Annotated in this window: 26 protein-coding genes and 1 riboswitch; of the genes, 13 read left to right on the top strand and 13 right to left on the bottom strand. The window is 32.8% G+C overall.

All coding sequences use genetic code 11. The features are described 5' to 3' along the window. The first annotated feature begins 231 nt into the window (after positions 1-231). The 3 genes from I130_RS09255 (at position 232) to mtaB (ending at position 3,329) form a co-directional block, all read left to right on the top strand. Positions 232-483 carry a type B 50S ribosomal protein L31 gene (locus I130_RS09255; protein ID WP_034922001.1) on the top strand — a complete coding sequence of 84 codons (252 nt, stop codon included), beginning with the start codon at positions 232-234 and terminating at the stop codon, positions 481-483. A gap of 147 nt (positions 484-630) precedes the next feature. Continuing rightward, complete coding sequence (locus I130_RS09260) at positions 631-1,803, top strand: GlmU family protein (protein ID WP_034922003.1); 1,173 nt, start codon at positions 631-633, stop codon at positions 1,801-1,803. A gap of 191 nt (positions 1,804-1,994) precedes the next feature. Next, positions 1,995-3,329, top strand: a complete 1,335-nt coding sequence (mtaB, locus tag I130_RS09265; protein WP_034922006.1) for a tRNA (N(6)-L-threonylcarbamoyladenosine(37)-C(2))-methylthiotransferase MtaB — start codon at positions 1,995-1,997, stop codon at positions 3,327-3,329. On the opposite strand, the gene I130_RS09270 is transcribed toward mtaB, so the two are convergent. After that, positions 3,326-3,631 (bottom strand): N-acetyltransferase, encoded by a 306-nt coding sequence (locus tag I130_RS09270; RefSeq protein WP_034922009.1) that lies wholly within the window; start codon positions 3,629-3,631, stop codon positions 3,326-3,328. The two genes, mtaB and I130_RS09270, sit on opposite strands and share 4 nt — an antisense overlap. Before the next feature lie 404 nt (positions 3,632-4,035). On the opposite strand from I130_RS09270, the gene I130_RS09275 reads away from it, so the two are divergent. Together I130_RS09275 and I130_RS09280 are read left to right on the top strand one after the other, a co-directional pair. Next, positions 4,036-4,719, top strand: coding sequence for an alpha/beta fold hydrolase (locus tag I130_RS09275; protein WP_034922011.1), 684 nt, complete (start codon positions 4,036-4,038; stop codon positions 4,717-4,719). A 17-nt stretch (positions 4,720-4,736) separates the two neighbouring features. After that, entirely contained in the window at positions 4,737-5,669 is a 933-nt protein-coding gene (locus I130_RS09280) for a lytic transglycosylase domain-containing protein (RefSeq protein WP_034922014.1), read from the top strand. A gap of 85 nt (positions 5,670-5,754) precedes the next feature. On the opposite strand, the gene I130_RS09285 is transcribed toward I130_RS09280, so the two are convergent. Beyond that, positions 5,755-6,462, bottom strand: coding sequence for a TlpA family protein disulfide reductase (locus I130_RS09285; RefSeq protein ID WP_232224049.1), 708 nt, complete (start codon positions 6,460-6,462; stop codon positions 5,755-5,757). A gap of 137 nt (positions 6,463-6,599) precedes the next feature. Further along, positions 6,600-7,115 (bottom strand): membrane protein, encoded by a 516-nt coding sequence (locus tag I130_RS09290; protein ID WP_034922019.1) that lies wholly within the window; start codon positions 7,113-7,115, stop codon positions 6,600-6,602. A gap of 162 nt (positions 7,116-7,277) precedes the next feature. On the opposite strand from I130_RS09290, the gene rpmH reads away from it, so the two are divergent. From rpmH to I130_RS09300, 3 genes are all read left to right on the top strand, one after another. Continuing rightward, the gene (rpmH, locus tag I130_RS16460) at positions 7,278-7,436 is read left to right on the top strand and encodes a 50S ribosomal protein L34 (RefSeq protein ID WP_006990417.1); all 159 of its coding nucleotides are present in this window, start codon (positions 7,278-7,280) and stop codon (positions 7,434-7,436) included. 104 nt (positions 7,437-7,540) lie between these two features. Then, the gene (gene carB, locus I130_RS09295) at positions 7,541-10,393 is read left to right on the top strand and encodes a carbamoyl-phosphate synthase large subunit (RefSeq protein ID WP_034922022.1); all 2,853 of its coding nucleotides are present in this window, start codon (positions 7,541-7,543) and stop codon (positions 10,391-10,393) included. Positions 10,394-10,468: 75 nt separating this feature from the next. Beyond that, positions 10,469-10,861 carry a DUF423 domain-containing protein gene (locus I130_RS09300; RefSeq protein WP_034922025.1) on the top strand — a complete coding sequence of 131 codons (393 nt, stop codon included), beginning with the start codon at positions 10,469-10,471 and terminating at the stop codon, positions 10,859-10,861. A gap of 12 nt (positions 10,862-10,873) precedes the next feature. On the opposite strand, the gene I130_RS09305 is transcribed toward I130_RS09300, so the two are convergent. The 8 genes from I130_RS09305 to I130_RS09340 are packed head-to-tail and all read right to left on the bottom strand — an operon-like array spanning position 10,874 to position 18,365. Continuing rightward, complete coding sequence (locus tag I130_RS09305; RefSeq protein WP_034922026.1) at positions 10,874-11,833, bottom strand: bile acid:sodium symporter family protein; 960 nt, start codon at positions 11,831-11,833, stop codon at positions 10,874-10,876. Beyond that, complete coding sequence (locus I130_RS09310; RefSeq protein ID WP_034922029.1) at positions 11,834-12,379, bottom strand: acyl-CoA thioesterase; 546 nt, start codon at positions 12,377-12,379, stop codon at positions 11,834-11,836. It lies immediately after the preceding gene. Continuing rightward, the gene (locus I130_RS09315; RefSeq protein ID WP_034922031.1) at positions 12,379-12,747 is read right to left on the bottom strand and encodes a hypothetical protein; all 369 of its coding nucleotides are present in this window, start codon (positions 12,745-12,747) and stop codon (positions 12,379-12,381) included. The genes I130_RS09310 and I130_RS09315 overlap by 1 nt, the downstream gene beginning before the upstream one ends. 1 nt (position 12,748) lies before the next feature. Next, a complete protein-coding gene (locus tag I130_RS09320; protein ID WP_034922034.1) occupies positions 12,749-13,897 on the bottom strand; it encodes a serine hydrolase domain-containing protein in 1,149 nt (382 codons plus the stop codon). A gap of 4 nt (positions 13,898-13,901) precedes the next feature. Further along, complete coding sequence (gene rmuC, locus I130_RS09325) at positions 13,902-15,347, bottom strand: DNA recombination protein RmuC (protein ID WP_316928456.1); 1,446 nt, start codon at positions 15,345-15,347, stop codon at positions 13,902-13,904. Positions 15,348-15,403: 56 nt separating this feature from the next. After that, on the bottom strand, positions 15,404-16,174 hold the full coding sequence (locus I130_RS09330) for an ABC transporter ATP-binding protein (protein ID WP_083932897.1): 771 nt from the start codon (positions 16,172-16,174) through the stop codon (positions 15,404-15,406). A 25-nt stretch (positions 16,175-16,199) separates the two neighbouring features. Then, positions 16,200-17,231 carry a FecCD family ABC transporter permease gene (locus I130_RS09335; RefSeq protein WP_034922042.1) on the bottom strand — a complete coding sequence of 344 codons (1,032 nt, stop codon included), beginning with the start codon at positions 17,229-17,231 and terminating at the stop codon, positions 16,200-16,202. Next, positions 17,232-18,365: an ABC transporter substrate-binding protein gene (locus I130_RS09340; RefSeq protein ID WP_034922045.1), complete on the bottom strand. Its 1,134-nt coding sequence runs from the start codon at positions 18,363-18,365 to the stop codon at positions 17,232-17,234. 70 nt (positions 18,366-18,435) lie between these two features. Next, positions 18,436-18,713: riboswitch (cobalamin riboswitch) on the top strand. Between the two features lie 63 nt (positions 18,714-18,776). On the opposite strand from I130_RS09340, the gene I130_RS09345 reads away from it, so the two are divergent. Further along, positions 18,777-20,711, top strand: a complete 1,935-nt coding sequence (locus I130_RS09345) for a TonB-dependent receptor plug domain-containing protein (protein ID WP_034922049.1) — start codon at positions 18,777-18,779, stop codon at positions 20,709-20,711. A gap of 72 nt (positions 20,712-20,783) precedes the next feature. Here the strand turns inward: I130_RS09345 and I130_RS09350 are convergent, their stop codons facing one another. Continuing rightward, positions 20,784-22,244, bottom strand: a complete 1,461-nt coding sequence (locus tag I130_RS09350; protein ID WP_034922052.1) for a S41 family peptidase — start codon at positions 22,242-22,244, stop codon at positions 20,784-20,786. A gap of 133 nt (positions 22,245-22,377) precedes the next feature. Between I130_RS09350 and I130_RS09355 the strand changes: the two genes are divergently transcribed. From I130_RS09355 to I130_RS09370, 4 genes are read left to right on the top strand one after another with little or no spacing between them, the layout of a single operon-like run. Then, a complete protein-coding gene (locus tag I130_RS09355; RefSeq protein WP_034922056.1) occupies positions 22,378-22,887 on the top strand; it encodes an RNA polymerase sigma factor in 510 nt (169 codons plus the stop codon). Continuing rightward, positions 22,874-23,326 (top strand): hypothetical protein, encoded by a 453-nt coding sequence (locus I130_RS09360; protein WP_034922059.1) that lies wholly within the window; start codon positions 22,874-22,876, stop codon positions 23,324-23,326. The genes I130_RS09355 and I130_RS09360 overlap by 14 nt, the downstream gene beginning before the upstream one ends. A 12-nt stretch (positions 23,327-23,338) precedes the next feature. Further along, a complete protein-coding gene (locus I130_RS09365; RefSeq protein WP_034922062.1) occupies positions 23,339-23,872 on the top strand; it encodes a DUF4252 domain-containing protein in 534 nt (177 codons plus the stop codon). A 3-nt stretch (positions 23,873-23,875) separates the two neighbouring features. Further along, positions 23,876-24,421, top strand: coding sequence for a DUF4252 domain-containing protein (locus tag I130_RS09370; RefSeq protein ID WP_034922065.1), 546 nt, complete (start codon positions 23,876-23,878; stop codon positions 24,419-24,421). Positions 24,422-24,492: 71 nt separating this feature from the next. Here the strand turns inward: I130_RS09370 and purB are convergent, their stop codons facing one another. Beyond that, a complete protein-coding gene (gene purB, locus I130_RS09375) occupies positions 24,493-25,830 on the bottom strand; it encodes an adenylosuccinate lyase (RefSeq protein WP_198012046.1) in 1,338 nt (445 codons plus the stop codon). Positions 25,831-26,321 lie beyond the last annotated feature (491 nt).

Here is a 26,321-nt window from a genome sequence, read left to right on the forward strand (position 1 = left end):
ACCCCATAATTAAGCACGAATTTTTTAGCGGTAGCTTGTTGATTTTCCATAAAATTAAGATTGAAAGATTAGTTTTGTGGTTAGTAAACAAATATAGCAATTCGTTACAAACATAGATATTTAATGTTTTGTTGATATCATTCAAAAAATAACGTGGATATAGTTTGATATTTATTAAAATTGATTAAATTTGCCACTCGAAAAACGAACACCATTTTAAAGAATAAATAGATGAAGCAGGGAATCCATCCGGAAAATTATAGATTAGTAGCATTTAAAGACATGTCTAACGAAGAAGTCTTTCTTACTAAATCTACCGCGAACACTAAAGAAACTATTGAAGTTGACGGAACTGAGTATCCATTAGTTAAAATGGAAATCTCAAGAACATCACATCCATTTTATACTGGTAAATCTAAATTATTAGATACAGCAGGAAGAATTGATAAATTCAAGAACAAATACGCTAAATTCAAGAAATAATCCTTGTTTTAGTGATCCTTTAAAGCCTTCAGAAATGAGGGCTTTTTTTATGGATTACCTTTTCTAATTAGTTACAAACAAAATTTACTAAACAAGCAATTTAAATAATGTAATTTCATTAGTATTTTTGCATTCAAATTATAGGATATGAATTATATACTTTTTGATGGTTCTTCAAGGAATCAACTCTTACCCTTTACTTTTACCAGACCGGTTGCTGATATTAGGATAGGAATTCTTACCATCCGAGAGAAGTGGGAGAAATTATTAGGTTCAACAACTTCAACTATTACAGAGGATTATTTAGCTAATAAATGGCCAATGGTTGAAATGGAGCAAAATATTATGATAAATGCTTCCTTTCTTCCAACTCCAGAATTATTAATTCAAATAGAAAATCTAGAAAAAAATCAAGCTATCTTTTTTGAAGAGGATGTGGTTGCATTTTACACTTTAGAAGATCAAGAAGTAGATTTTTCTACCTATACTGCCTTGGAACTCGAGGGAGAGCCATTTCAAATTGAACATACTTGGGATATATTCTCTAAAAATGGAGAAGCTATAGCTGCAGATTTCGAATTGCTTACAGAAGACAGAGAGTCTCAGCCAATCTCTGCTTCTAACAATGTGATAAAGCCAGAAAATATTTTTATAGAAGAAGGAGCTAAGGTGGAATTCGCAACATTAAATGCTTCTGAAGGGCCAATTTATATAGGTGCAAATTCAGAAATAATGGAAGGTAGTTTGGTTCGAGGACCTCTTGCACTTTGTAATAATGCTACTTTAAAATTAGGTGCTAAAGTATATGGTGCTACTACTGTGGGTCCACACTCGAATATTGGTGGAGAAGTGAAGAATGTTGTGATTTTTGGTTTTTCTAATAAAGGACATGATGGATTTCTTGGAAACTCTGTATTAGGGGAATGGTGTAATATTGGAGCTGATACTAATAATTCGAATCTTAAAAATAATTATGCTGAAGTTAGACTTTGGGATTACGAATCTGAAGGTTTTGCAAAAACAGGACTTCAGTTCTGTGGATTAATGATGGGCGACCATAGCAAGTGCGGAATCAACACTATGTTTAATACTGGTACAGTGGTTGGAGTGAGTTCAAATATTTTTGGTAGCGGATTTCCACGTAATTTTATTCCGAGTTTTAGCTGGGGTGGAAGTGCAGGAATGACTACTTATAAAACTTCTAAAGCCTTTGAGGTAGCAGAAATTGTAATGAAACGAAGAGGCATAGAGTTTACTGAGGATGATAAGGAGATTTTAGAGCAGGTGTTTGAAGAATCTAAAAAGTGGAGAAGAGAATAAACACTAAATTCTCATTCCATATACATTTTATCAACCCAAGATTAGTTGGTATATTTGCAGCCCAAAATTTAACGGAATTCAGTAGAGGATCTGAGGCTTGAAATTAGCAGGCAATGGATTTTAGGACTAATTTCATTATCGAGTTAGATCTCGTAAAATTCACCCTCATTTAGGGATTAAAGATTTAATCAATGGCAAATCTTCAAAAAGTAGCTTTTTATACTTTGGGTTGTAAACTCAATTTTTCTGAAACCAGTACTATTGCTCGTTCTTTTAAAAGTGAGGACTTTCAAAGGGTGGATTTTTCTGAAAAAGCAGATATTTATGTGATAAATACCTGTTCTGTTACAGAGAATGCCGATAAAAGATTTAAATCTATAGTAAAGCAAACACAAAAAGTAAACGAAGAGGCTTTCGTGATTGCTATTGGATGCTATGCACAATTAAAACCAGAAGAACTTGCAGATGTAAATGGTGTAGATCTTGTTCTTGGAGCTACTGAAAAATTTAAAATTACCGACTATCTGAATGATTTAACGAAACAGGAATTTGCAGAAATACATTCTTGTGAGATTGCAGATGCCGATTTTTATGAAAGTGCATATTCTTTTGGAGATAGAACCAGAGCATTTTTAAAAGTACAAGATGGCTGTGATTATAAATGTACTTATTGTACAATTCCACTAGCCAGAGGAATTTCAAGAAGTGATAATCTAGAGAATGTTTTAAACAACGCTTCAGAGATTGCTGCTAAGGGAATTCAGGAAATTGTTCTTACTGGAGTTAATATAGGCGATTATGGTAAGGGCGAATTTGGTGATAAAAAGCATGAGCATACCTTTTTAGATCTAGTTAAAGCTTTAGATAAAGTTAAAGGTATTAATAGATTGAGAATTTCATCAATAGAGCCTAATTTACTTGAGAATGAAACTATAGATTTTGTAGCTCAAAGCAATAGTTTTGTACCTCATTTCCATATTCCTTTACAAAGCGGGAGTAACCAAATTTTGAAGGCAATGCGCCGTAGATACATGCGGGAACTATACGTGAAAAAGGTAAGCCAGATTAAAAAAGTGATGCCAAATGCTTGTATAGGAGTAGACGTGATCGTTGGATTTCCTGGAGAAACTAATGAGCACTTTTTAGAAACTTATAATTTCTTAAATGAATTAGATATCTCTTATCTTCATGTTTTCGCCTATTCTGAAAGAGAAAACACGCTAGCAGCAGAAATGGAAGATATAGTTCCATTAAGTACTAGAAAAAAGAGGAGTAAAATGTTAAGAGGCCTTTCTGCTAAAAAGCGAAGAGCTTTTTATGAAAGTCAGTTGGGAACTATTCATACTGTTTTATTTGAAGGTGAAAATAAAGAGGGATATATTCACGGATTTACAGAAAATTATGTAAAAGTAAAAACTCCGTGGAATCCGGAGTTAATAAATACTCTTCATCAAATAAAATTAGATAAAATTGATGAAGATGGAATTGTGAGATTTACTTATAACGAATTGGAAATCACGAATTAAATATTCATTCCAACTGGTAAAAGATCTTTGTATTTCCTTCTATTCTTGCGCATATATTTAGCGATTTCAGGATTGGTAGGTACTACTTTGTGAGTTCCTTCCTGGATATAACTTAATAGTGCTTCTAAAAATGGTTCTAAATACCCAGCTTCTTTAAGCACTTCTGGCATTTTAAGTTTTGTTAAGAACACTTTTCGCTCTTGCTGGGAGTATTCTACAATTACCAACTCTTCGTTAATCACAGATTCAAATTGTCTTAAAAATTCATTATCTGTAATCTTTATTTCTACATCAATCATCATCGTAAGATTTTATTCAAAGATACTTCAATATGAGGTAATTTTAAGGCTTGTTTAATTATCATTTTAAATATGTATTCATTTCTGCCTTTTTTAACATTGTTGGTCAATGATATAATAGAAATTAATGGACAATATTAAAAAAATGAGTACATTTTTTTAATTCGCCTATATTTTAGAAGAGATAATGTTAGATTTTTAAAATTTATAGTGTTCCATATTACAATTATAAGATCAATAATATCACATATATACATGTTTTAATCTATCTTCTTTACAAAGGCAGCTAGTCAAATTCTCTATTATAATTTAATAGTTGATATTTGTATAAGCCGAAAAAATAGTGGTTATTATGAAAAATAAATTTATATCAATACGTACCTCATTAATCATACACACCGGTTATAATGCTGATTAACAATGAAATTGTGCATGTGTATTTCGTGCCAGGATTGGCTGCCAATCCATCTATTTTTGAGCATATAAAGTTACCTGAAGATCAATTCCAAATTCATTGGCTAGAATGGTTGATACCAGAATCAAATGAATCTTTAAAGGACTATGCTTTAAGAATGAATTCTTTTATAGAATATGATAATATTGTCTTGATTGGTGTTTCTTTTGGAGGGATTGTTGTGCAGGAAATGAGTAAATATTTAAATTTACAAAGACTAATTATAATTTCCAGCGTTAAATCTAGGGCAGAATTGCCTAGAAGAATGAGATATGCATCTAAAAAAGGCTTAGTTAAATTTATTCCTACCAGTTTATTAAATCATATAGATCAATTTGAGAGATTTGCATTTGGAGATTTTTTAAAGAAGCGAGCAAATCTTTATAAGAAATACTTATCTATAAGAGATGTGAGTTATATAGATTGGTCAATAAAGAATATGATTAATTGGGATTGTAAATCTCCAATTCCAGGAATTGTACATATTCATGGAGATGAAGACCTTGTTTTTCCATTTAAATATATAAATGGTTGCATACCTGTGAAGGGAGGGACTCATATAATGGTAGTGAATAGATTTAGATGGTTCAATAAAAATCTACCATCAATTATTTTAACTGGTAAAATAGAAGACTAAAAATAAAAACTGTAAATATGAAAATTTTGAAAATATTATTGATGAGTGTTGGATTCATTAGTATTTGTGCTGTAAGTATACAAGCAGTACAGGAAGCGCCGGACGCTCAGATCATTACAGATCCAACAACTAAGGTTGTAGGGGAGAATTATGCAATTTATGCATTGCCTATGCCAGAAAATTTAAATTTTGCAGGAGAAGCTGTACCTATAGAGAATCCAGATATTTATGAAAGAATGGATAGGGAGTTATTAGTGAATACGTATTGGCAATCTAATGCCTTATTATTGTTGAAGCGTGCAAATAAATATTTCCCTGTTATTGAGCCAATTCTTAAAGAATATGGGGTGCCAGATGATTTTAAATATTTAGCTGTTATAGAAAGTGGACTTACTCAAGCCGTTTCACCTGCTAAGGCTGTTGGGTTTTGGCAAATTTTAGAAGGGACAGGAAAAGACTTTAAACTTGAGATCAATGACAATGTTGATGAGCGTTACCATATTGAAAAATCTACCAGAGTAGCTTGTGAATATTTAAAGAAGTCTAAAGAACGCTTTGGGACATGGACTATGGCTGCGGCGGCTTATAACGCTGGGAATACAGGGGTTTTAAGACAGTTAGAAAGGCAGGATGTGAGTAAATACTACGATTTGCTTTTAGGAGAAGAAACAGGGCGATATGTATTCAGAATCCTTGCTCTTAAGGAGATTATGAGCAATTCCAAAAAATATGGATTTAATTATAACGAAGATCAGTTGTACAAAGATATTCCTACTTATAGGGTAAAAGTAGACACTGCAGTTACAGATTTTGCAGCTTTTGCTAAAGACCTGGATATTAATTATAAAATATTGAAGATTCACAACCCATGGTTAAGAGATTCATATTTAAATAACAAATCTGGAAAAACTTACTTTTTAGATATTCCGGAAAAGGGTATTTATAATTAGCAAGTCTGAATTACAAAAAAAACTATAAAAAAAAGGAGACCAAATTTGGTCTCCTTTTTTTTGTTAATTGCAAATAACGAATGCCTTAATTAATGGCAACAGTTTCTTGATTTGTATTATACTTCTTATCACTCAATAAATGATTAGCAATCCCATCATACATCAAATTATAATTTAAATCGAAAGATTCTTCGAAGCTCTTATTTAGAGAGTGCGTAACGCCTCTTCTTACGTCCAGGACTTTCTTATCCTTATCTAATAAAAAAGTTGTTGGAAGGCCTAAAGCATGCTTCAGTTGGCTAACGACATATGCGCCTCTGTTATTCAATTCATTTACATATAGCACTCTAATATTTTTGTTATATGATTTTGCCATTTTCTTTGTGGTTTTTTGATCATCCCAAAAAAGGATTACAAAATCTATTTCTTCACTATATTTATTGGCAAGTTCATTAATTGCTGGAATTTCCCCTTCAGTAGTTACGCACCATGAAGCATATGTTATTAAATAAGTGGGTTTTTTAAAATCATATAAAGAGACTTCTTTGCTGTTAAGTTTATTAAATTGGAAGTTGTTCATATAGCTACCATTTAAGCTATATTCTACCAAAGAATCAAATAGCCTGGTAGCTTCATTATAATCGCGTCTGTGATAAGCCTTTTCTGCGTTGGATTTGTATTTTGGGAGGTGCAAAGCAAGAGCTTCAGAAAAGAATAATTTATTTTCTTCCTGCTGTGCGAAAATGGGAGATACCAATAAGAGTAAACTAAAGAGGGGTAATAGTTTTATCATGTGTTGCATTTACATACTTACACTATCAAAGATAAGTTAGATGTTAATGGATGAAAAACTTATTCGTTCAAACCCCTTTAAATTAGTTAAAGTGCGTGTTTAAAAAGTTATCCCCTAAGTTATTAACACTTATGGGATTATATTTTTTTCATTTGCTGTTTCATCATGGTTATTTGCTCCTTTAGCATGCCATGTTTATCGAGTTTTTTAGCTTCAGTTAAAAGCATTTGAGCTTCTCTTTTTCTTCTTTTTGTCATTGCAATTCCGGCAAGATTTAATTTTGCCATAGCAAGATCTTGATCCATTGCTAGACCTAATTTTATAGCTTTCTTAAAATATTTTTCAGCCTTGGTTATATTTGTTTGAGAGAGCATTAAACCATTTAAGTACCAATAGTACCCTTGCTGTTTTTGAGTAAGTGCAATTTCTGGATCTTTTATTCTGTCCAACCATTTTTTTGCTCCAGGGAAATCTTGCTTTCTTAACCTTAAAAATGCCATAAGGATCATTTCATTTTTAAAATATAAAAAAATAAAGATCAAAGAGAGAAGAATTAGCATAATACCATTTCCAATGTGACCCTCTATGAATTGCCACACAGATGCGATTACAATTAATCCGGCTATTATTAATTTGAAATTTTTATTGAACATAAGGCTGCTTTTTTAAGAGCGCAAAGTTAATAAAAACAATTACAAATTATTTTAAATTTGTTTTTGGAAGATATATAAGTCTTTGTATATTTGCCCGCAGTTTTAGAGATAGGTCTAAACTAGTTAAACCAAGAATTCCACAGAAGATTAAAGATAATTAAAATGAAAAGAACATTTCAACCATCCAAGAGAAAAAGAAAAAACAAACACGGATTCAGAGAGCGCATGGCGAGTGTGAACGGAAGAAAGGTGTTAGCTAGAAGACGTGCAAAGGGTAGAAAAAAATTATCTGTTTCTTCAGAAACTAGACACAAACACTAGTGAAAATTAGTATTTAAATAATAAGGTGTTACTTTTATAAGTAGCGCCTTTTTTTATATCTAATCATTTCTTTGTCATTATATAACTATTAAATTTCTCTTTAAATGCCTAAAAACAGCCAACTTAAATGTGTTTTATTAATCGGTTCGGGTCCAATTGTTATTGGTCAAGCTTGCGAATTTGATTACGCTGGTGCACAATCTCTTAAATCACTTAGGGAAGAGGGAATTGAAACAGTACTTATCAATTCCAATCCTGCAACTATTATGACCGACCCATCAATGGCGGATCATGTATACTTGTTACCTCTTACTACTAAATCTATTGTTGAGATCCTTAAAAAACATCCAAATATAGATGCAGTTCTTCCAACAATGGGAGGACAAACTGCTTTGAACCTATGTATTGAAGCAGATGAAAAAGGAATATGGAACGATTTTGATGTGAAACTTATAGGTGTAGATATAGATGCTATAAATATTACTGAAGATAGAGAGAAATTCAAGCAATTAATGGGAAGGATAAATGTTCCCGTAGCTCCAGCTAAAACAGTAACTTCTTATCTGCAAGGAAAAGAAGTTGCGCAGGAATTTGGTTTTCCCTTGGTTATTCGTGCTTCATTTACTTTAGGAGGAAGTGGTGCTGCCTTTGTTCATAAAGCAGAGGATTTTGATGAGTTGCTTACTCGCGGACTTGAAGCATCGCCTATTCATGAAGTTTTAATAGATAAAGCCTTAATTGGATGGAAAGAATACGAGTTAGAACTTTTAAGAGATAAGAATGATAATGTTGTAATTATCTGTTCTATAGAGAATATGGACCCTATGGGTATACATACAGGAGATTCTATTACAGTTGCTCCTGCCATGACATTAAGTGATGTTACATTTCAGAAAATGAGAGATCTCGCTATCAAAATGATGCGCAATATTGGAGATTTTTCTGGAGGTTGTAACGTTCAATTCGCTGTAAGTCCAGATAAAAATGAAGATATAATTGCTGTGGAGATCAATCCTAGAGTATCAAGATCTTCTGCACTGGCCTCTAAAGCAACTGGGTATCCAATTGCAAAGATAGCTACAAAGCTGGCAATAGGATTTACATTAGATGAATTAGAGAACCAGATCACTAAATCTACTTCGGCATTATTCGAACCTACTTTAGATTATGTAATCGTGAAAATTCCTCGATGGAATTTCGATAAATTTGAAGGTAGCGATCGTACGTTAGGGCTTCAAATGAAATCTGTAGGTGAAGTGATGGGAATTGGAAGATCTTTTCAAGAAGCTTTGCATAAGGCCACACAATCTTTAGAAATAAAGAGAAATGGACTTGGAGCAGATGGGAAAAGTTATACCAATTACGAACAGATTATAGATAAGTTAACTCATGCAAGCTGGGATAGAGTATTCGTGATTTATGATGCAATCCAAATTGGAATTCCCTTAAGCAGAATTCATGAGATCACGAAAATTGATATGTGGTTCCTTAAGCAATACGAGGAATTATATGCATTGGAGGTTGAAATTTCAAAATTTAATATAGATACTTTACCCAAGGATCTAATGCTAGAAGCTAAGCAGAAAGGTTTTGCAGATAGACAGATCGCGCATATGCTGAAATGTTTAGAAAGTCAAGTTTATAAAAGACGAGATGAGCTAAATATTAATAGAATCTTTAAATTGGTAGATACTTGTGCAGCCGAATTTAAAGCAGAAACTCCTTATTACTACTCCACATTTGAAGCAGAAATTGAAAGGGCAGATGGATCTAGGTATGTGGATAATGAAAGTAAGGTAAGCGATAAAAAGAAAATAGTTGTTTTAGGATCTGGACCTAATAGAATAGGTCAGGGAATAGAATTCGATTATAGTTGTGTACATGGGGTGCTTGCAGCTGCAGAATGTGGTTATGAAACTATTATGATCAACTGTAACCCTGAAACTGTTTCAACAGATTTTGATGTTGCAGATAAATTATATTTCGAACCAGTTTTCTGGGAGCATATCTACGATATTATTAGACATGAAAAACCAGAAGGCGTAATTGTTCAACTTGGTGGACAGACTGCTCTTAAACTTGCTGAAAAATTAGACAGATACGGGATAAAAGTAATAGGAACAAGCTTTCAATCTTTAGATCTTGCGGAAGACAGAGGAAGTTTTTCTAAATTATTGAAAGATAATGATATTCCATTTCCAGAATTTGGAGTTGCTGAAACTGCAGATGAAGCCTTGGCGATTGCAGATGAACTTGATTTTCCAATATTAGTTAGACCATCCTACGTTTTAGGAGGACAAGGAATGAAGATCGTGATTAATAAAAACGAATTAGAAGAACATGTTGTAGATCTCTTAAGTAAGATGCCTAACAACAAATTGCTTTTAGACCATTATTTAGATGGCGCTATAGAGGCTGAAGCAGATGCTATTTGTGATGGTGAGAATGTATACATTATTGGGATCATGGAACATATAGAGCCATGTGGAGTTCACTCTGGAGATTCTAATGCTTTACTTCCTCCTTTTAATTTAGGAGATCTTGTAATGCAACAAATCAAAGACCATACAAACAAGATTGCATTAGCCTTAAATACCGTTGGACTAATTAATATCCAATTTGCTATTAAAGACGATATAGTTTATATCATAGAAGCTAATCCTAGAGCCTCTCGTACCGTTCCTTTTATTGCGAAGGCATATGGAGAGCCATATGTGAATTATGCAACTAAAGTAATGCTAGGTGAAAAGAAGGTGACAGATTTCGATTTTAATCCTCAGTTAACAGGATACGCAATTAAACAGCCGGTATTCTCTTTTGACAAATTTCATAATGTTAATAAACAGTTAGGACCAGAAATGAAGAGTACCGGAGAAAGTATTCTTTTTATAGATAGTTTGAAGGATGATATCTTCTACGATCTATATGCGAGAAGAAAAATGTATTTGAGTAAATAATTTAAGGTTTATAGAAAAAAGGCTATTCATTATTGGATAGCCTTTTTTATTTTTAATTAATAAATTGTAAAGATCATGAAAGAATTAATGCTGATTTTTGGGGGCGTTTATGGAGGCTTGGCTGTTTTATTTGGCGCTTTTGGTGCCCATGCCTTAAAGAAAAGATTTTCAGAAGAACTTCAAAAAAGTTTCGAAACCGGCGTGCGTTACCAAATGTATCATGCTTTAATAATTATAATTTCTGGTGTGATCTTTCCATTTATAGAGACCTCTCAACAAATTATGGGTTGGTGTTTTATAATTGGAGTAGTTCTATTTTCATTTAGTATCTATGGATTATGTTTGAGTTCTGCTAACAATAGTAAATGGAAATTTCTTGGACCAATTACTCCATTAGGAGGTTTATTATTATTAATTGGTTGGATCTTGTTCACTATCAATGCTTCAGAAATTGCTCTGTACCTATAGATTAGGATTTGGTTATTCTGAAATTGTGTCTATTCTCTTCCTATATTTTTCAGCAAAAATGGTTACTATTAAGAGTTGCAGAATATGATATAGCATGATTGGCAGCAGAAATATTCCTACGCTAGCACTTGCACCAAATATAATTTTTACCATTACCGATCCATGAACTAAAGATTTTTTTGTTCCGCAGAATTTTGCGGTAATAGTATCTTGAATACTGAAATTTAGCCATTTACAAATCACTCCAATTAGAAAATACATTGTGAAGAATAATAAAATTACTATACCCGTGATCTTTAAAAGATCATAAATATTGATATTCTCGAATAAGCCAGAATTAAAGGAATTGCTAAAACTTGTATAAACAATAAGTACAATAACTGCCTTATCGAAGTAACCAAGCTTAGTGTTATGTTTACGTGCAAATTTACCTAAATATCTTTGTAGTAAAAGTCCTAAAATTAGTGGAAGAACAATTTGCAAGCAGAGTTTATACAGGATCACTAAAAAGTCAAAATCTCCAGATTTAGCCATGAAAAAACTCAACCATAATGGAGTGATTAAGATTCCAATAAGCCCTGAAATACTTGCATTAAAAATGGCTGTAGGAAGATTCCCTTTAGCAATGGCAACCATTACCACCGAGGATGAAACGGTAGAGGGTAAAACACCTAAGAAAAAGACAGAAAGCCATAATTCCGATTGCGTGCCGCTTTCAAATAGTGGAATGAATAAAAAAGTAAGCAGGGGAAAAATTAAAAATGTTGAAAGTTGAATAAGGATGTGAGCTTTAAAATTTAGAAAGCCTAACTTTAATTCTTCTGGCGCAAGTTTTAAGCCATAGAAAAAGAATATAAAAGCAATTCCAAGGTCGGTAATTGTCCCAATGGGAAGATTGGAGAGTGCTGTTGGAAAGAAAAATGCTAATAAAATTGCTAAAAATAAGCTTAGAATAAACCCGTTGAATTTCAATTATAGCTCAATTTTAACGTTATATTCATCTAGTAAGTGAATGTATTCCTTAGAAGAGAAATCTGTTTCATGAAATTCTTTTTGTCGCTTAAATTTCATTTTATTTCGCTTAACACATTTTACAAATCTTCTTATATCATCATCAGTCTCCAAAATAAGTCCTGGTACGGGTAATGATTTTCCTTCCTTGTCCTTTGCAACCATTGTAAAATAAGAGGAATTACAATGGTTCACTTTTCCAGACTGGATATTTTCAGATTCTACTCTTATTCCAATTACCATAGAACTTGTACCCACATAATTTACAGATGCCTTAAGTGTAACCAATTCGCCAATTTCTATAGGTTTCAAGAAATCTACCGTATCTACGCTCGCAGTTACACAATATGCTCTAGAGTGTTTTGAGCCACATGCAAAAGCAATTTGATCTAATAATGAAAGTAGGTGGCCTCCATGTATCTTTCCATTGAAATTAGAATGGGAGGGAAGCATTAATTCTGAAATCTCTACCTGAGATTCGGTTATTTTTTTGTGTGATTTTTCCATTATCGGTCTCTAAAATGTGGGGATTGGGCTTCTTCAACTTCGGTAATAAAATAAGAGGAATCGCCCCAAAAGAAAAATTTAGTATAGCGCTCAACATAGGTGAGTTTGACATAATTCCCTTCATTGTTTTGAAGCTTCTTAATAACTTCTTCCTTACCACTTAAAACTGAAAATTGAAAAATCTGTGCCCCACTAATCCCTTGGCTAATCTCTCCTTCCCAGGTTTTTACAATCACTCCTTTATTACTAAACTTAATAAGCTCGCCACTTCTGGTTCCTTCGCTGTAAGGCACCAAACTCACGAATACGAAATATAGGATGTACAGTAAAAAGAGTGCTCCAAGAAAATAAAATAAAAATCTTTTCATATTATAAGGCGTTATATACTTTGTTCATGAATGTTTCAATTTGAGATGGCTCTAGCCATCTTGTTACTATTACTAAATTTTCAGCTTGGTCTATCACTATAAAATTACCTCCGAATCCAGCCGCATAAAAAATATCCTCAGAAAGTCCTTTCCAATGCCTATCTCCAAGTTTATTTAGCCACCACATATACCCATAATTTGCATTTGGAATAGAGGGTTGAATAGCTTCTTTTATAGTTTTAGCGGAAATTAATTGCGTATCATTCCACTTACCATTATTCTCGAAAAGCAATCCAAATTTAGCCATATCTAGGGAATTTATAAACATACCACCCCCGGAATGTCCTCCACCTGTAACAGATTGCATTTTTTGTCCGTCAAGATCTATCCAGCTATTTTCAGACCCAAACCATCGCCAGGTGGTAGAAGCACCAATAGGATCCATTATTTTTTCCTTTAAAACTTGTGGAAGTGGATTCCTCCAAACTTGTAAAAGGGAGTAAGCCAGTAAATTAACTCTAACATCATTATATTCGAATATGGTTCCGGGAATATTTAATTTTCTATTTTTCCAATCGTCTAAATCACCTTCAGATGGAGGTCTATCAGCCCAATCTAAGCCTCCCCAGAGTTCACCACTCCAATCTGAATTTTGTTGTAATAAGTGTTTCCAGGTAATTTCAGCATTATGTTTACCATCAAAAGTACCATCCCAAACATATTTGGTCAGAGGATCCTCAAAATTATCAATTAATCCTTTATCCAAAGCGAGTAGGGCGGTGGTGGATAAAAAACTTTTAGTTACACTAAAGGTCATATCTACTCTTTCTGGATTTCCCCATTGAGCTATAATATATCCATCTTTTAAGATAACCCCTGTAGGACCACCACGTGTCTTGGTTGGCCCAGTGATCCCATGGAATGGTTCTTTACTAAATCCCTCTAGAATTGCAATTCTTAGGTCCTTAGAACCAGAATATTCGTTTTCTGTAGCAAATTCTATTGCATCATTTAACTTTGCTGCATCTATTTTAAAATCCTTAGGATCTTTCAATTCCCACGAACTTCCAGTTGGGAAGTAAGAAGTTTGAGAATATAACGAACTAGTAAAAAAGAAAGAAAGGAAGAATAGCCTAATTAATAGTTTCATATAATTATTGAGTTAATGTATTGCTCTTTGTTTCTATATTTTCATCTAAATCTTCCTGAGATTGAGCTAACAATTTAGTGTTTAATTGTTTATTGGCTTTAGCCCCCAGCTTTTTTAAACGTTCTACTTTTCTAATAAGATTTCCTTTTCCAGTCAACTTTTTCATGGCACTGTCATAGGTGTTTTGTACAGTTCCTATTTGCTTGCCAACCTTTATTAGGTCTTCGGTTAAATTAGCAAAAGAATCGTATAAAGCTCCGGCCTGAGTTGCAATATCTATGGCATTTTGCTTTTGCTTCTCATTTTGCCACATACTATCTATAGTTTTGAGAACGGCCAAAAGGGTAGTAGGAGTTACAATAATAATATTTTTATCAAAAGCATCATTATATAAATGAGGATAGCTATTAGATGCCACGGCAAATGCAGCTTCTATTGGAATAAAAAGCAAGACAAAATCTGGGCTTTCCATTTGATACAAGGCATGATAATTTTTTGCTCCTAATTCGTCTACCCGTTTTTTTACTGAAATCACATGGTTCTTTAGATGTAGTGATTTTTGAGATTCATCATCGTCATTCATATAACGCTCATAAGCATTTAGAGAAACCTTAGAGTCGATGATCATTTTCTTTTCTCCCGGCAAATGGATCACCACATCGGGCATCACTCTTTTCCCATTCTCATTGTGAAAGTTCTGCTGAACAAAATATTCGCTGTCTTTCTGGAGTCCGCTTCGTTCTAAAACCCTTTCCAATACCATTTCTCCCCAATTCCCCTGCATTTTATTGTCACCTTTTAATGCTTTGGTAAGATTGATTGCTTCTTCGCTGATTTTAAGATTCTGTTTGTTTAAATGCACTAGCTGTTCGCCTAGTTGAGCATGTCTTTGAATGAAATCGGTATTGTTTTTATCTACCTTTTGCTCGAAGCTTTTAATTTTCTCTCCAAGTGGATCTAATATATTTTGAATATTCTCTTTATTCATCAAAGTGAATTTCTCCGATTTTTGCTCAAAAATCTTGTTGGCGAGATTTTCAAATTCTTTACTGAAGCGTTCTTGTAATTGTTCAACTTCCTTTTTTTGTTCAGAATTTTTATGAGCTAAACTTTCAAATTCCGAGTTCCTAGTAGCCAGTTCTGTACTCAAGAAATCTTTTTCTTTTCTTATAAATTCCCTCTCAGTTTCAATTTTAGTCAATTGTTTTTCTAAAAGTTGTTTGGCTTCATAATTAGTTTTTTTAATATCTTCTAAGCTGTTGTTATGCTGATTTTTAACTTCTTCTAAATGATGTTTTAATTGAATATTTTCGGCATTGATTATTTCAGAAGAAGCTTTCATCTTAAGCTTGGTTAGAAGATACCCAGTCCCTATTCCTAGAACTAGGGATATGCTAAAAATGAGGGGTATTAAAATGGATTCAGTCATAGATGGATTCCCTTTCTTCAAATATACTTAATTGAATTTCTTTTGAAGAGAATAATATTGAATTCGAAAGGAACCTATTAAGTTCTAATTTTAAATGAAACCGATTCATTATCAAAATAAATAAGATCGCTAGGAAAGATGTTTGAAAATGAATTTTTTTCTATAAGCTCCTTGGGAGTGCCAGCAATTACCTTGTCATTTTCCATGATTATAATTTTGTCACAGAGCTGAAGCGCTAAATTAATTTCATGTGTTGCAAAGAGAATACTTTTATTAGTCTCTGTAGTAAGTTTTTTTAAGAGTTTAAGCACATAAGCTTGATGATACATATCTAAGTGCGTGGTAGGTTCGTCTAGAATTATAAAAGGAGTATCCTGCGCTAATGCTCTTGCAATTAGCACTTTTTGAAGCTGACCATCGCTCAACTCGAAACATCTTTTATCTTTAAGAGCTTCAATATTCACCAATTCTATTGCAGTTTGAATTTTATATCTGTCTTCTTTTGATAATGATCCGATCCAATTAGTATAGGGCTGTCTTCCTAAGGCGATCAATTCAGAAACGCTTAAATTTTTGGATATCGGTTGTTCTGTAAGCACCACGCTAATGGTTTTTGCCAGATCTTCAGAAGAAAGTTTATGTAGATTCTTATTCAAAATTGAAACTTCTCCCTTTAAATACGGTTGTACACCGCTTAGACTTCTTAATAGCGTAGATTTTCCAACACCATTTACACCTATAAGTCCTACCAATTCGCCTTCATCAATTTCGAGGTTAATAGCACTAGCAATGCAGGTATCACCCGATTTATTTCGGTAACCAATACTTAGATTATTGGCGCTAATCACTTTATTTGAAGTAGATGTTTTGATATTAAAATATGAATTTTCGTTTTCTAATCAACAACCAAATTACAACTGGAGCTCCAATTAAGGAAGTAATTGCATTAATGGGTAAGGTGTATTCGCTTCCGGGTAATTGAGCGGCAATATCGCAAACTAACATAAGTATCGCTCCACCAAAAATTACAGCTGGCAGCAAAATTTTATGATCGTTTGTTGGAATTACTTGCCGTATTAAATGAGGCACAGCCAGTCCTACAAAAGCAATTGGTCCCGCGAATGCAGTAATACTTCCGGCTAATAAACTGGTAGCAATAATTATTATAAACCGATTAGTACTTATTTTAACCCCTAGACTTCTTGCGTAATTTTCACCCAATAGAAGCGTGTTTAAATTCTTAACACAAAATACGGCTAACACAATTCCAACGAACCAGAAAATCGCCAAAATAGAAACTTCTTGCCACGATAAATTTCCAAGACTTCCAAATGACCAGAATATGTATTGTTGCAATTGTGCTGCCGGACTAAAATAGGCTAAAACACTTACTACTGCAGCGGTTAGACTGGCAAACATAAGGCCTATAATAAGAATTGCCATAGTGTCCCTTAGTTTTGCTGAAGCCAATAAAACGGCTATAAGTACTAATAAACTTCCTAAACTAGAAGCAATCACTAAGCTCCATTTTGAAAGTAATAAAGCTGCGGTTCCTACACCAAAAACCGATGCTCCCATAATTACTATTGCGACTCCCAAACTGGCACCACTACTTAGTCCTAAAACATATGGTCCTGCCAGTGGATTTCTAAATAACGTTTGCATTAATAATCCACTTACGGCAAGTCCAGAGCCTGTGAATATGGCTGTAAATACTTTTGGAAGCCTATATTCTAGAATAATATATTGCCAACTTTCTTGGCTTGCTTCTTTTGTAAATAAGATACTAAATATATCATTTAAAGGGATTTCTACAGATCCCAGACTAACATTTACAAGTGCCATAAGTATCACTAATACAAAAAGCAATAGCAAAAGTCCTTTATATCTTGCTGTATATGGCATTTATTGCAAGGCTTTAAAAAATGTGGGCTTATAATCTGATAATAGCGATGGATGAAATATGCTTATTAGATCTTTTAAAACCAGATCTGGCCTAGTAGGTGCAAGCTCGTAATACAAAACTCCTCCAGTGGAACCTGTAGAATTACTATAGGTAAAAACATTTCTATCTTGAACTGCTTTAAATTGGTTATAATGGGTAGAAGTTTCCAATAATTGCTGAAAAGATTGAAATTGCCCTGGAGCTACCCAATACTCTGCATCTTTACTCTTATCTAAAACACTTTCAAAAGATAATGCAATACTACCAGAACCTTTGGTATCCTTGTAAATATAATTGGCGTTGGCATCTTTAATAAATTTAGCTTGCCACGAGTTTCCATAAGGAACATACCATTGATCTTTATACATAGAACCACTGAGAACGGTTGGTCTGGACTTTGCGTTTTTCGCTAACTCTTTTGACTCAAGATAGGATTTCTTTATTGCATTAAATTCTTCTGAAGCTTGTGCGTCTTTGTTATAAAACGCTCCGAAAAATTTGATCCATTCTGCTTTGCCTAGCGGAGATTCTTCTATCCAATCTCCATTATAGATAACCGGAATTCCGCTTTTCTGGATGGTATTAAGAGTTTTATTATTTCCATCTATGGCAAAACCAACCACGAGATCTGGATCTAATGAAATAAGTATTTCAGTATTAATAGATTCGTTTTGACCTAATTCGGTAATAAGACCTTTAGTGATGCGTGCTCTGGTTTTTTCTGAAGAGACATAATCGAGTCCAGGAAAACCTACTAAGCTTCCTTCTTCATTTAGAATTTCTAAAGATGGAATATGAGTGGTAGAGGTAACAACAATTTTTTGAATTGGAATAGTTACTTTCAGGTCATACTCAAGTTCAGAAGGGATACTAGTCCCTTTTTTAGCTAACAAATAGGTAAAGCTTTTATCAGCTTTTGGCCACGGATCTTTTACGATTAGCAATTTGTATCCTTCAAACTGTTGTATGCTGAATCCTTTTGCAAATTCAACAGGAATAACTTTTCCAGAAGGTTCTGAATAAATAATCTTTGACTCTTCATTTTTACATGACGAGAAAATAATAAGACACAAAAGAAAATAAAGTTTATGCAAAGTTCACCTGTTTGAGGTTCAAAAGTAATATTATTTAAAATTTTTAAAGCCTAAGATGTATAAATGTTTAATTTCGCACAGAATTTTTGGTTTGGTGCCATCTTCAAATAAATAGAAATTGCATCAATTAAAAGGGAATTTGGTGATTTAATTTCAGAATTAATTATTCAGAAAATAAAAAATCCAAAGCTGTTCCCGCAACTGTAAGTTTAGTCCCGAGTCCTGATAATTATCGGGATAATTGGGATGCCTATTGTTACTACTTCTTAAAACCACTGTGCGAATACGCATGGGAAGGTAAACAATAGGACACAAGCCAGGAGACCTGCCAAAATTCGCTAATGTCAAACTTTCGGGATAAGAGTTTGGTGTAGGTGATTCTACATCTTTTTTCCTGGCAAAAAATTAATTATGCTAAAAAAATTATGGATTTGTGGTGCCTTGTTGTGCACCGGATTGTTCTATGGACAACAAAAACAAACGGCAATGGACACTTTGGATGAAGTAGTCCTGATCGATTCTAAATTTAAACTGAAACGCGAAAACAGCGGTAAAGTTATTACGAAAATTACGGCTAAAGATCTGGAAAGAAGCAGCGGACAAAGTTTGCCTGAAGTAATTAACAGAGTAAGTGGGATCGAAATTAATGGAACCCGTAGTAATGACGGACAAAATTTAGGATATTATGTTCGTGGAGGGAGAAACCGGCAGGTTGTAATATTGGTAGATGGAGTACAGTTGAGTGATCCTTCGGCAATTTCGAACGATTTCGATTTGCGTCTTTTACCTTTAGATCAGGTAGCTTCCATAGAAATTATTAAAGGTGCATCTAGCACACTTTATGGTTCTGGTGCTGCTGCTGCAGTTATTAATATTACTACAAAATCCCCGGTAGATAAAAAGATTGGATTGCAATTACAATCTGTATTGGGAACTAATCAAACTCAAAATAACGCCAATTATAACATTGCTCAATTTGATAATTCTGTAGGCTTAAGTGGTAAGCTTTCTAAATTCGATTATCAAGTTAATTTCAGTAATAGGCATTCAGAAAATATGTCTGCGGTAGCTTCAGAAAATGAAGAGGAAAACTTTGAAGACAATCCATTTTCAAAATACAATGTGTATGCAAGAGTTGGATATAAGATAAGTGAAAAATTAAAATTTTACTTCTACGGAAATTATGACGATTTTGAATCGTCTTTTGATGATGCCTTTATGTATGCAGATGCAGATAATGTATTGGAGAGTCAGCAGTTTAGAACGGGTAGCCATTGGGTGGCCACTTATAAAAATGGAAGCTTCATATTTAGCGACAGCTATTCTGAATTAAAACGTGAGATTATTTCGGATTTCCCGAGTAAATATGACAGTAAAGTCTATGCTTTTGATGCTCATAATAAATATATATTCAATAATAAATTTCATACTATAATTGGTTTAAACGGTGTTTTTAGCAGTTTTAATAGTTATAGCATTCCTTTTGGTGAAACCGATTTTGCTCAAACGGTAAATGAAGATGTTGCAAAATTTGATATTTTAGATCCTTATTTCAATATGGTTTACATATCTGGTAAAGGCTTAAATATTAATTCCGGGGCTAGACTAAATATTCATAGTGAATACGGTACAAACTTGGTATATAATATTAATCCATCTTATAATGTAAAATTAAAAAATGTAGATGTAAAAGCTTTGGCTTCTTATAGCACTGCCTATATTACTCCTTCCTTATATCAATTATATGATAGTACTTATGGAAATATTGAATTAGATCCAGAAGAAAGTGCTACAGTAGAAGCAGGATTTGAGTTAAACTCGGATGCGTTTAGGCTTAGTGCTGTTTATTTTAATAGAGAAACAACCAATTATATAGATTTTGTAACAGTAGATCCCGTTAATTTTGTTTCTGAATATAGAAATATAGATGAAACGTTCAATGCAAGTGGGGTAGAGTTAGAGTTGGATTATGTGTTTTCAGATAAACTTAATATGAAGACTAATTACACTTTTACTGAAGCTGAAGAAAGATTTGCTTTGAGAATTCCAAAGCATAAGCTGAATGCTTCTCTAAATTATAATATTTCAGCTAATTCTTTTGCATCCTTAACCTACCAATTTAATGATGATAGAACAGATTCATATTTTGACAGCGCAACTTTTGAAAGCAAAGAAGTGACATTAAAAAGCTATAATCTATTAGATTTTTATATTAGTCACAGAGTAAATGAAAACATAAAGATCTTTGGAGGGGTAAGTAATCTTACGAATGAAGATTATGAAGAAATTTATAGATTCAATACCCGTGGTAGGAATGCAAGGTTTGGATTGGCATTGAATTTTTAAATATAAACTTTAAAATAAAAAAAAAGGGTTTCGATAGCATCGAAACCCTTTTTATATAATTATTATTAGATATTATTTTTCGATCAAAGTAGGAACTTTATCAATATACATTCTTTGATAATTTAAATCTTTCATAGTGCTTTCGCCTACAAATTCATACTTCTGGAAATCGTTATTAATTGAAATTCTATTTCCAACTACAGCATTAACTGCTGCGTTTAGTAACGGGTCACTTACTTCACCTAAAGTTCCAAGATTTCTATAATCTTCAAATATTTCAATATCTGGAACTAATCCGTTGATGTAATCTGAAACACCCGCAGAATTCACAGATTTTAAAACTAAAGGCTGAATAGCGTATGTATGACTTGGATTTGCATTTTGTCTTCCAAAATTACTAGAATCATATAAGGTTACAGAAGCTTGAAATTTACCAGTAGTAGTTTCACCTACCTGTACAACATTTATATAAGGATTAAGTCCATTAATAACTAACTCGCTAGCAGATGCAGAACGACCCGTCGTTATAATATAAACACGATTTAAGTTTAAACTATTTATTGCGTCTCCAGATTTAATAGAGGTATTAAAATTATTGAGTAATCTTTCGGGAGCTTCACTTTCAAAATATGCTTGGTATTCCGCATTCCAAAACTCCTTCATAAATAACTGTCCAGAAAATTGTCCAGTGATCATAGAAGCAAGATCTGTTGCCGTTCTAACAGAACCACCACCATTATATCTTAAATCTAAAATAAGATCTGTAACTCCATCTGCTTTAAATTGACCAAACGCATCGTTCAATTGAGGATCATAATCTGCGGTAAAACTATTGTACATTAAATAACCAACTTTCTGTCCTTCTACATCTAAAGTTTTAGATATAAATACTGGGTTAGTATTATAATCAGCAATTTTGGTAAGGTCAAAAGTTTCATCAGTAGGAGTTATAGTACTTCCTTCTAAAGTGGCTAATCCAACAGTAAAAGCATCTGGGGCAAATAATTGAGTAAAATTAGCATCTGTAATTTGTTGTCCATCTACTCTATTGATAATATCTCCTCTTTTTAAACCTGAAGCTGCAGCAGGAGTATTTGGTAATATATAGCGAACATATGCAAATACCTCACTACATCCTTGACAATATCTTACTAAGCCATAAGATAAACCGCTGGTTTTACTAATTCCGCTAAAAGAATTTTCCAACTCTATATAATCATCAACTATAAAGCTAAATCTATCTTGAGATGCGGTTAATCCATCATAAAAAAGATCTTCAGGAGATGCATAATTATCTAAAAAGTCATTTTTCGCCTCTTCAGAAGCAAAATAATTATCAGCTAATACTGGGACATCAGCCTTATAAAGATAAATATCATTCATTCCGCGATAAACAAACTTCTCAACAGTTAAATCTACGGTTGTTGGGGTAGGTTCAATTACTGTTGGCTTTTCATCATCTTGATCACTGGAACAAGAGACAAAAAATGTGCTAAAAAGCAGGGTGAATAGTACAGATTTAAAAATTTTCATAGCAGTTTTAATTGATTTTTAATTAAGATTCTAAAAATAAAGACAAAATTGCAATAAATACAATATTGTTGTTACAAAGTTCGATATAAATCGTCTTAAGTATAAGAAGGTCTTTAATAAACCAACCAACTTAATGAAGCATCATACCTTTTTAAGGTTAATAGATCCCGTAAAGGATAAAATGTTCCGTTTGGCACTGCGTTTGCTTATATCTAAAGAAGCAGCTGAAGATGCAACACAGGAAGTGATCTTAAAGATCTGGAATCGAAAGGATAAGGTCAAGGACTATGCCAACATAGAAGCTTTTATGATATCTGTTACTAAAAATTACTGTTTGGATCAATTAAAAGCTAAGTCTAATAATAATTTAAGGATAATTCATACTAATTATGATAGTAACGAATTATCGGTTCATTCTAAGACAGAGTTGAATGATGAGATGAAGCATATAGAAAAAATTGTTGAAATGCTTCCAGAACAACAAAAAGTAATTTTTCAGTTAAGGGATATTGAAGAATTTGATTATAGCGAAATAGCTAAAATTACTAAGATGAAAGAACCGGCAATTCGAGTTACACTATCTAGAGCAAGAAAAAAAATTAAAGAAGAGTTACTAAAAGTACATAGGTATGGAATTAAATAATTTGCGAAGGATATTGCAGAAATATGAGGAAGGAGAAACATCTCTTAAAGAGGAAAGAGATCTAAAGGAATATTTTAGTACTAATGAAATTCCCGAAGAATTTGTTGCTTATAAAAGTATTTTCAATTTTAATATTGATGCTAAAAAAATCGAGTATAAAAAAGAAATTCTAGTAGAATCGGTGCTTAGAAAGAAATGGGCCTTGGCAGGAATTGCGGCAAGTATTTTAATTGTTATGAGTTTTTTATTTTTTAATGATTTTACGAATAACAAGCTGGAAGATCAAAATTTAGGAACTATTGAGGATCCAGAACAAGCATATTTAAAAACAAAAGAGACATTGCAGATGGTGGCTAATGTTTTTAGCGATGGAAAAGAAGATTTGCAATATTTAAATGAATTCAATAAAACCAAAAACAAATTTATTAAAGATCAATAAAAATCAATACAAATGAAAAAATCAATATTAGTTATTGCCTTAAGTTTAGTTTCATTATTAGGATATTCTCAGAGTTTTGAGAAATATGAAAATATGAAAGAAGTAGATGCCATGATCATGACCAGTAAAATGTTTAAATTATTGGCAAAAGTAGACTTAAGTTCAACAGATCCAGAAGCACAACAATATATAAAGCTTATTGAGAATTTAAAGGAAATACGAATGTTCACCAGTTCGGCTCCGGGAGTACGTTCTCAAATGCAGTCGGATGTGGCTTCCTATCTAAGTAATGGTTCTTTAGAGCAATTAATGAGAGTTAATGAAGATGGAAAGAATATTAAATTTTATTCTAAAGCCGGTAGAAACGATAATTTTGTAAGTGAGCTTTTTATGTTCATGGATGGGGAAAAAGACGGGAAGCCAATTTCTATGATCCTAAGTATTACTGGGGACATTGATCTTACACAACTTTCTAAACTTGCTACAGACTTAAAAGTTCCTGGTGCTGAGGAATTGAAGAAAGCAAACAAAAAATCTAAAATCTAAAATATGAATATACTTAAACGAATAGCTCTTTTTGGTTCGGTGATTTTAATGATGTCTTGTGATAATAATCAAAGTTTGCAAGAATATTATGTACATAATCAAGGTGATAAAGAATTTGTCGCTGTAGATTTACCAACTAGCTTGTTTGCAAATACAGAAAAGTTGACTGAAGATCAAAAAAAGACATTGGAAACAGTTAAGAAGATCAATATTTTAGCGATTCCTAAGAAACAGGAAAATGAAACTAAAATAGAGGCTGAAAAGACAAAGATTTCTAATATTCTTAAAGATGAAAAATATCAGCTCTTAATGAAGTTTGGTGGAGGTAGTTCTAAAATGGCAGTATATTTTACAGGGGATGATGAAGCTGTAGATGAAATTATAGTTTATGGAGAGGATGAAGTACGAGGGATGGGAATTGCTAGAGTTTTAGGAGATGATATGAATCCATCGGATATTTTGCAATTGGTAAGATCTCTTCAAAAAGGAGATATAGATCTGGATGGTTTGGAAGGTATTTCCAAGATGCTATCTAGTGACCAAATGTAAATGCATTATTATATAAGTAAAAAAGCCCTTGAAATTTATCAAGGGCTTTTTTACTATTTATAAAATAGGTTTTATATACCCGTATAATTTTGCGGAGTAATTACTTTTAATTCATTCTTGATCTCTTCAGTTACTTCAAGAGTTTCAATAAAGTCAGCCATGCTATGTTTGGTAATGGCAGCATTAGTTCTCGTTAAACCTTTAAGAGCCTCATAAGGATTAGGATAGCCTTCTCTTCTTAAAATAGTTTGAATAGCTTCTGCTACTACAGCCCAGTTATTTTCAAGGTCTAATTTTATCTTATCTTCATTTAAAAGAAGCTTGTTTAAACCTTTAAGCGTAGACTGAAATGCAATTAGGCTGTGTCCAATTGGTACTCCAATATTTCTTAGAACCGTACTATCCGTTAGATCTCGTTGTAATCTACTTATAGGTAATTTTGAAGATAAATGTTCGAAAATAGCATTTGCAATTCCAAGATTCCCTTCGCTATTTTCAAAATCTATAGGATTCACTTTATGCGGCATTGCAGAAGAACCTACTTCTCCTTTTTTTATACTCTGTTTAAAATAATCCATAGACACATAGGTCCAGAAATCCCTATCCAGATCTATAAGAATATTGTTAATACGCTTTAAAGCATCAAACATAGCAGCCATATGGTCGTAATGTTCAATTTGAGTAGTTGGAAAAGAATGATGTAAACCTAAAGTATCTTGAACAAAACTAGATCCAAATTTTTTCCAATCTATTGTTCCATACGCTACCTTATGAGCATTAAAGTTTCCTGTGGCACCTCCAAACTTGGCAGCATTAGGAATGTTGTTTAAATACTTAAGCTGTTCATTCAATCTGGTAGTAAAGACCTGCATTTCTTTGCCTAAGCGAGTAGGGGAAGCGGGTTGCCCATGAGTTCTTGCTAATAGAGGAATATTTGCCCAATCTGCACTTAAACTTTCTAGTTTTTCTATTATTTCATTAAGAGCTGGAATATATTCGTTAGAAATCGCCTCTTTTAAACTTAAAGGAACTGCCGTGTTGTTGATGTCTTGTGAAGTAAGACCAAAATGGATAAATTCTTTAAACTGACTCAAAGAAAGCTCCTCGAATTTTTCTTTTATAAAATATTCTACAGCCTTTACATCATGATTTGTTGTCTTCTCAATTTCTTTGATTGCAGATGCATCTAGTGAGGTGAAATTCTCATAAATATCTCGTAACTTTGGGAAAATGGAAGTGTCTACTTCTTTTAACTGAGGCAGAGGCAATTGGCATAAGGCTATAAAATATTCAATTTCAACTCGAACTCTATATTTTATTAGAGCTTCCTCACTAAAATAAGCCGATAATTTTTTGGTTTTTTGATGATATCTTCCATCAATTGGAGAAATTGCACTTAAGGGTGTCATTCTAAACAGCTTTTAAAAATTAAGGCTCAAAGGTAAGGCTTCATAATTATCTATAGAACAGCTATTCTAATTTCTTTAATTTATTTCTCGGTCTAGCTTTATAAGTTTGGGATTATGCGTTGTATTTTATTTAAATGGCCTCAAAATTATTCTTAGCACACAAATATTTATTGATAAGTAACAATAGATTATCCATACTAAACACTTTTACAGTTCTTTTTCTTCAAAAAGTAATCAATTAAAACAAATTGAAGTTACTTCTACTTTTTATTGACGATCTAAAAGAATACTGGGTTGTAACACAAAACTGAATAAGTTTTTTGACAAAGCTCTGGTACCTGAAGGTTCAGAATAATGTTTTGCCCAATTGATATATAATCTAAAAAAGCAATTAAATAGTTGTGTTTTTTCTGAAAGTTAAAATTCTGAAACCCAATATTTTAGTTTGTTAAAATTGTCATGTACAATTTTTTAAATGCCAAATTAAGATA

Origin of the sequence: Gillisia sp. CAL575, assembly GCF_000403785.1 — a bacterium.
In the GTDB taxonomy this organism is placed as follows: domain Bacteria; phylum Bacteroidota; class Bacteroidia; order Flavobacteriales; family Flavobacteriaceae; genus Gillisia.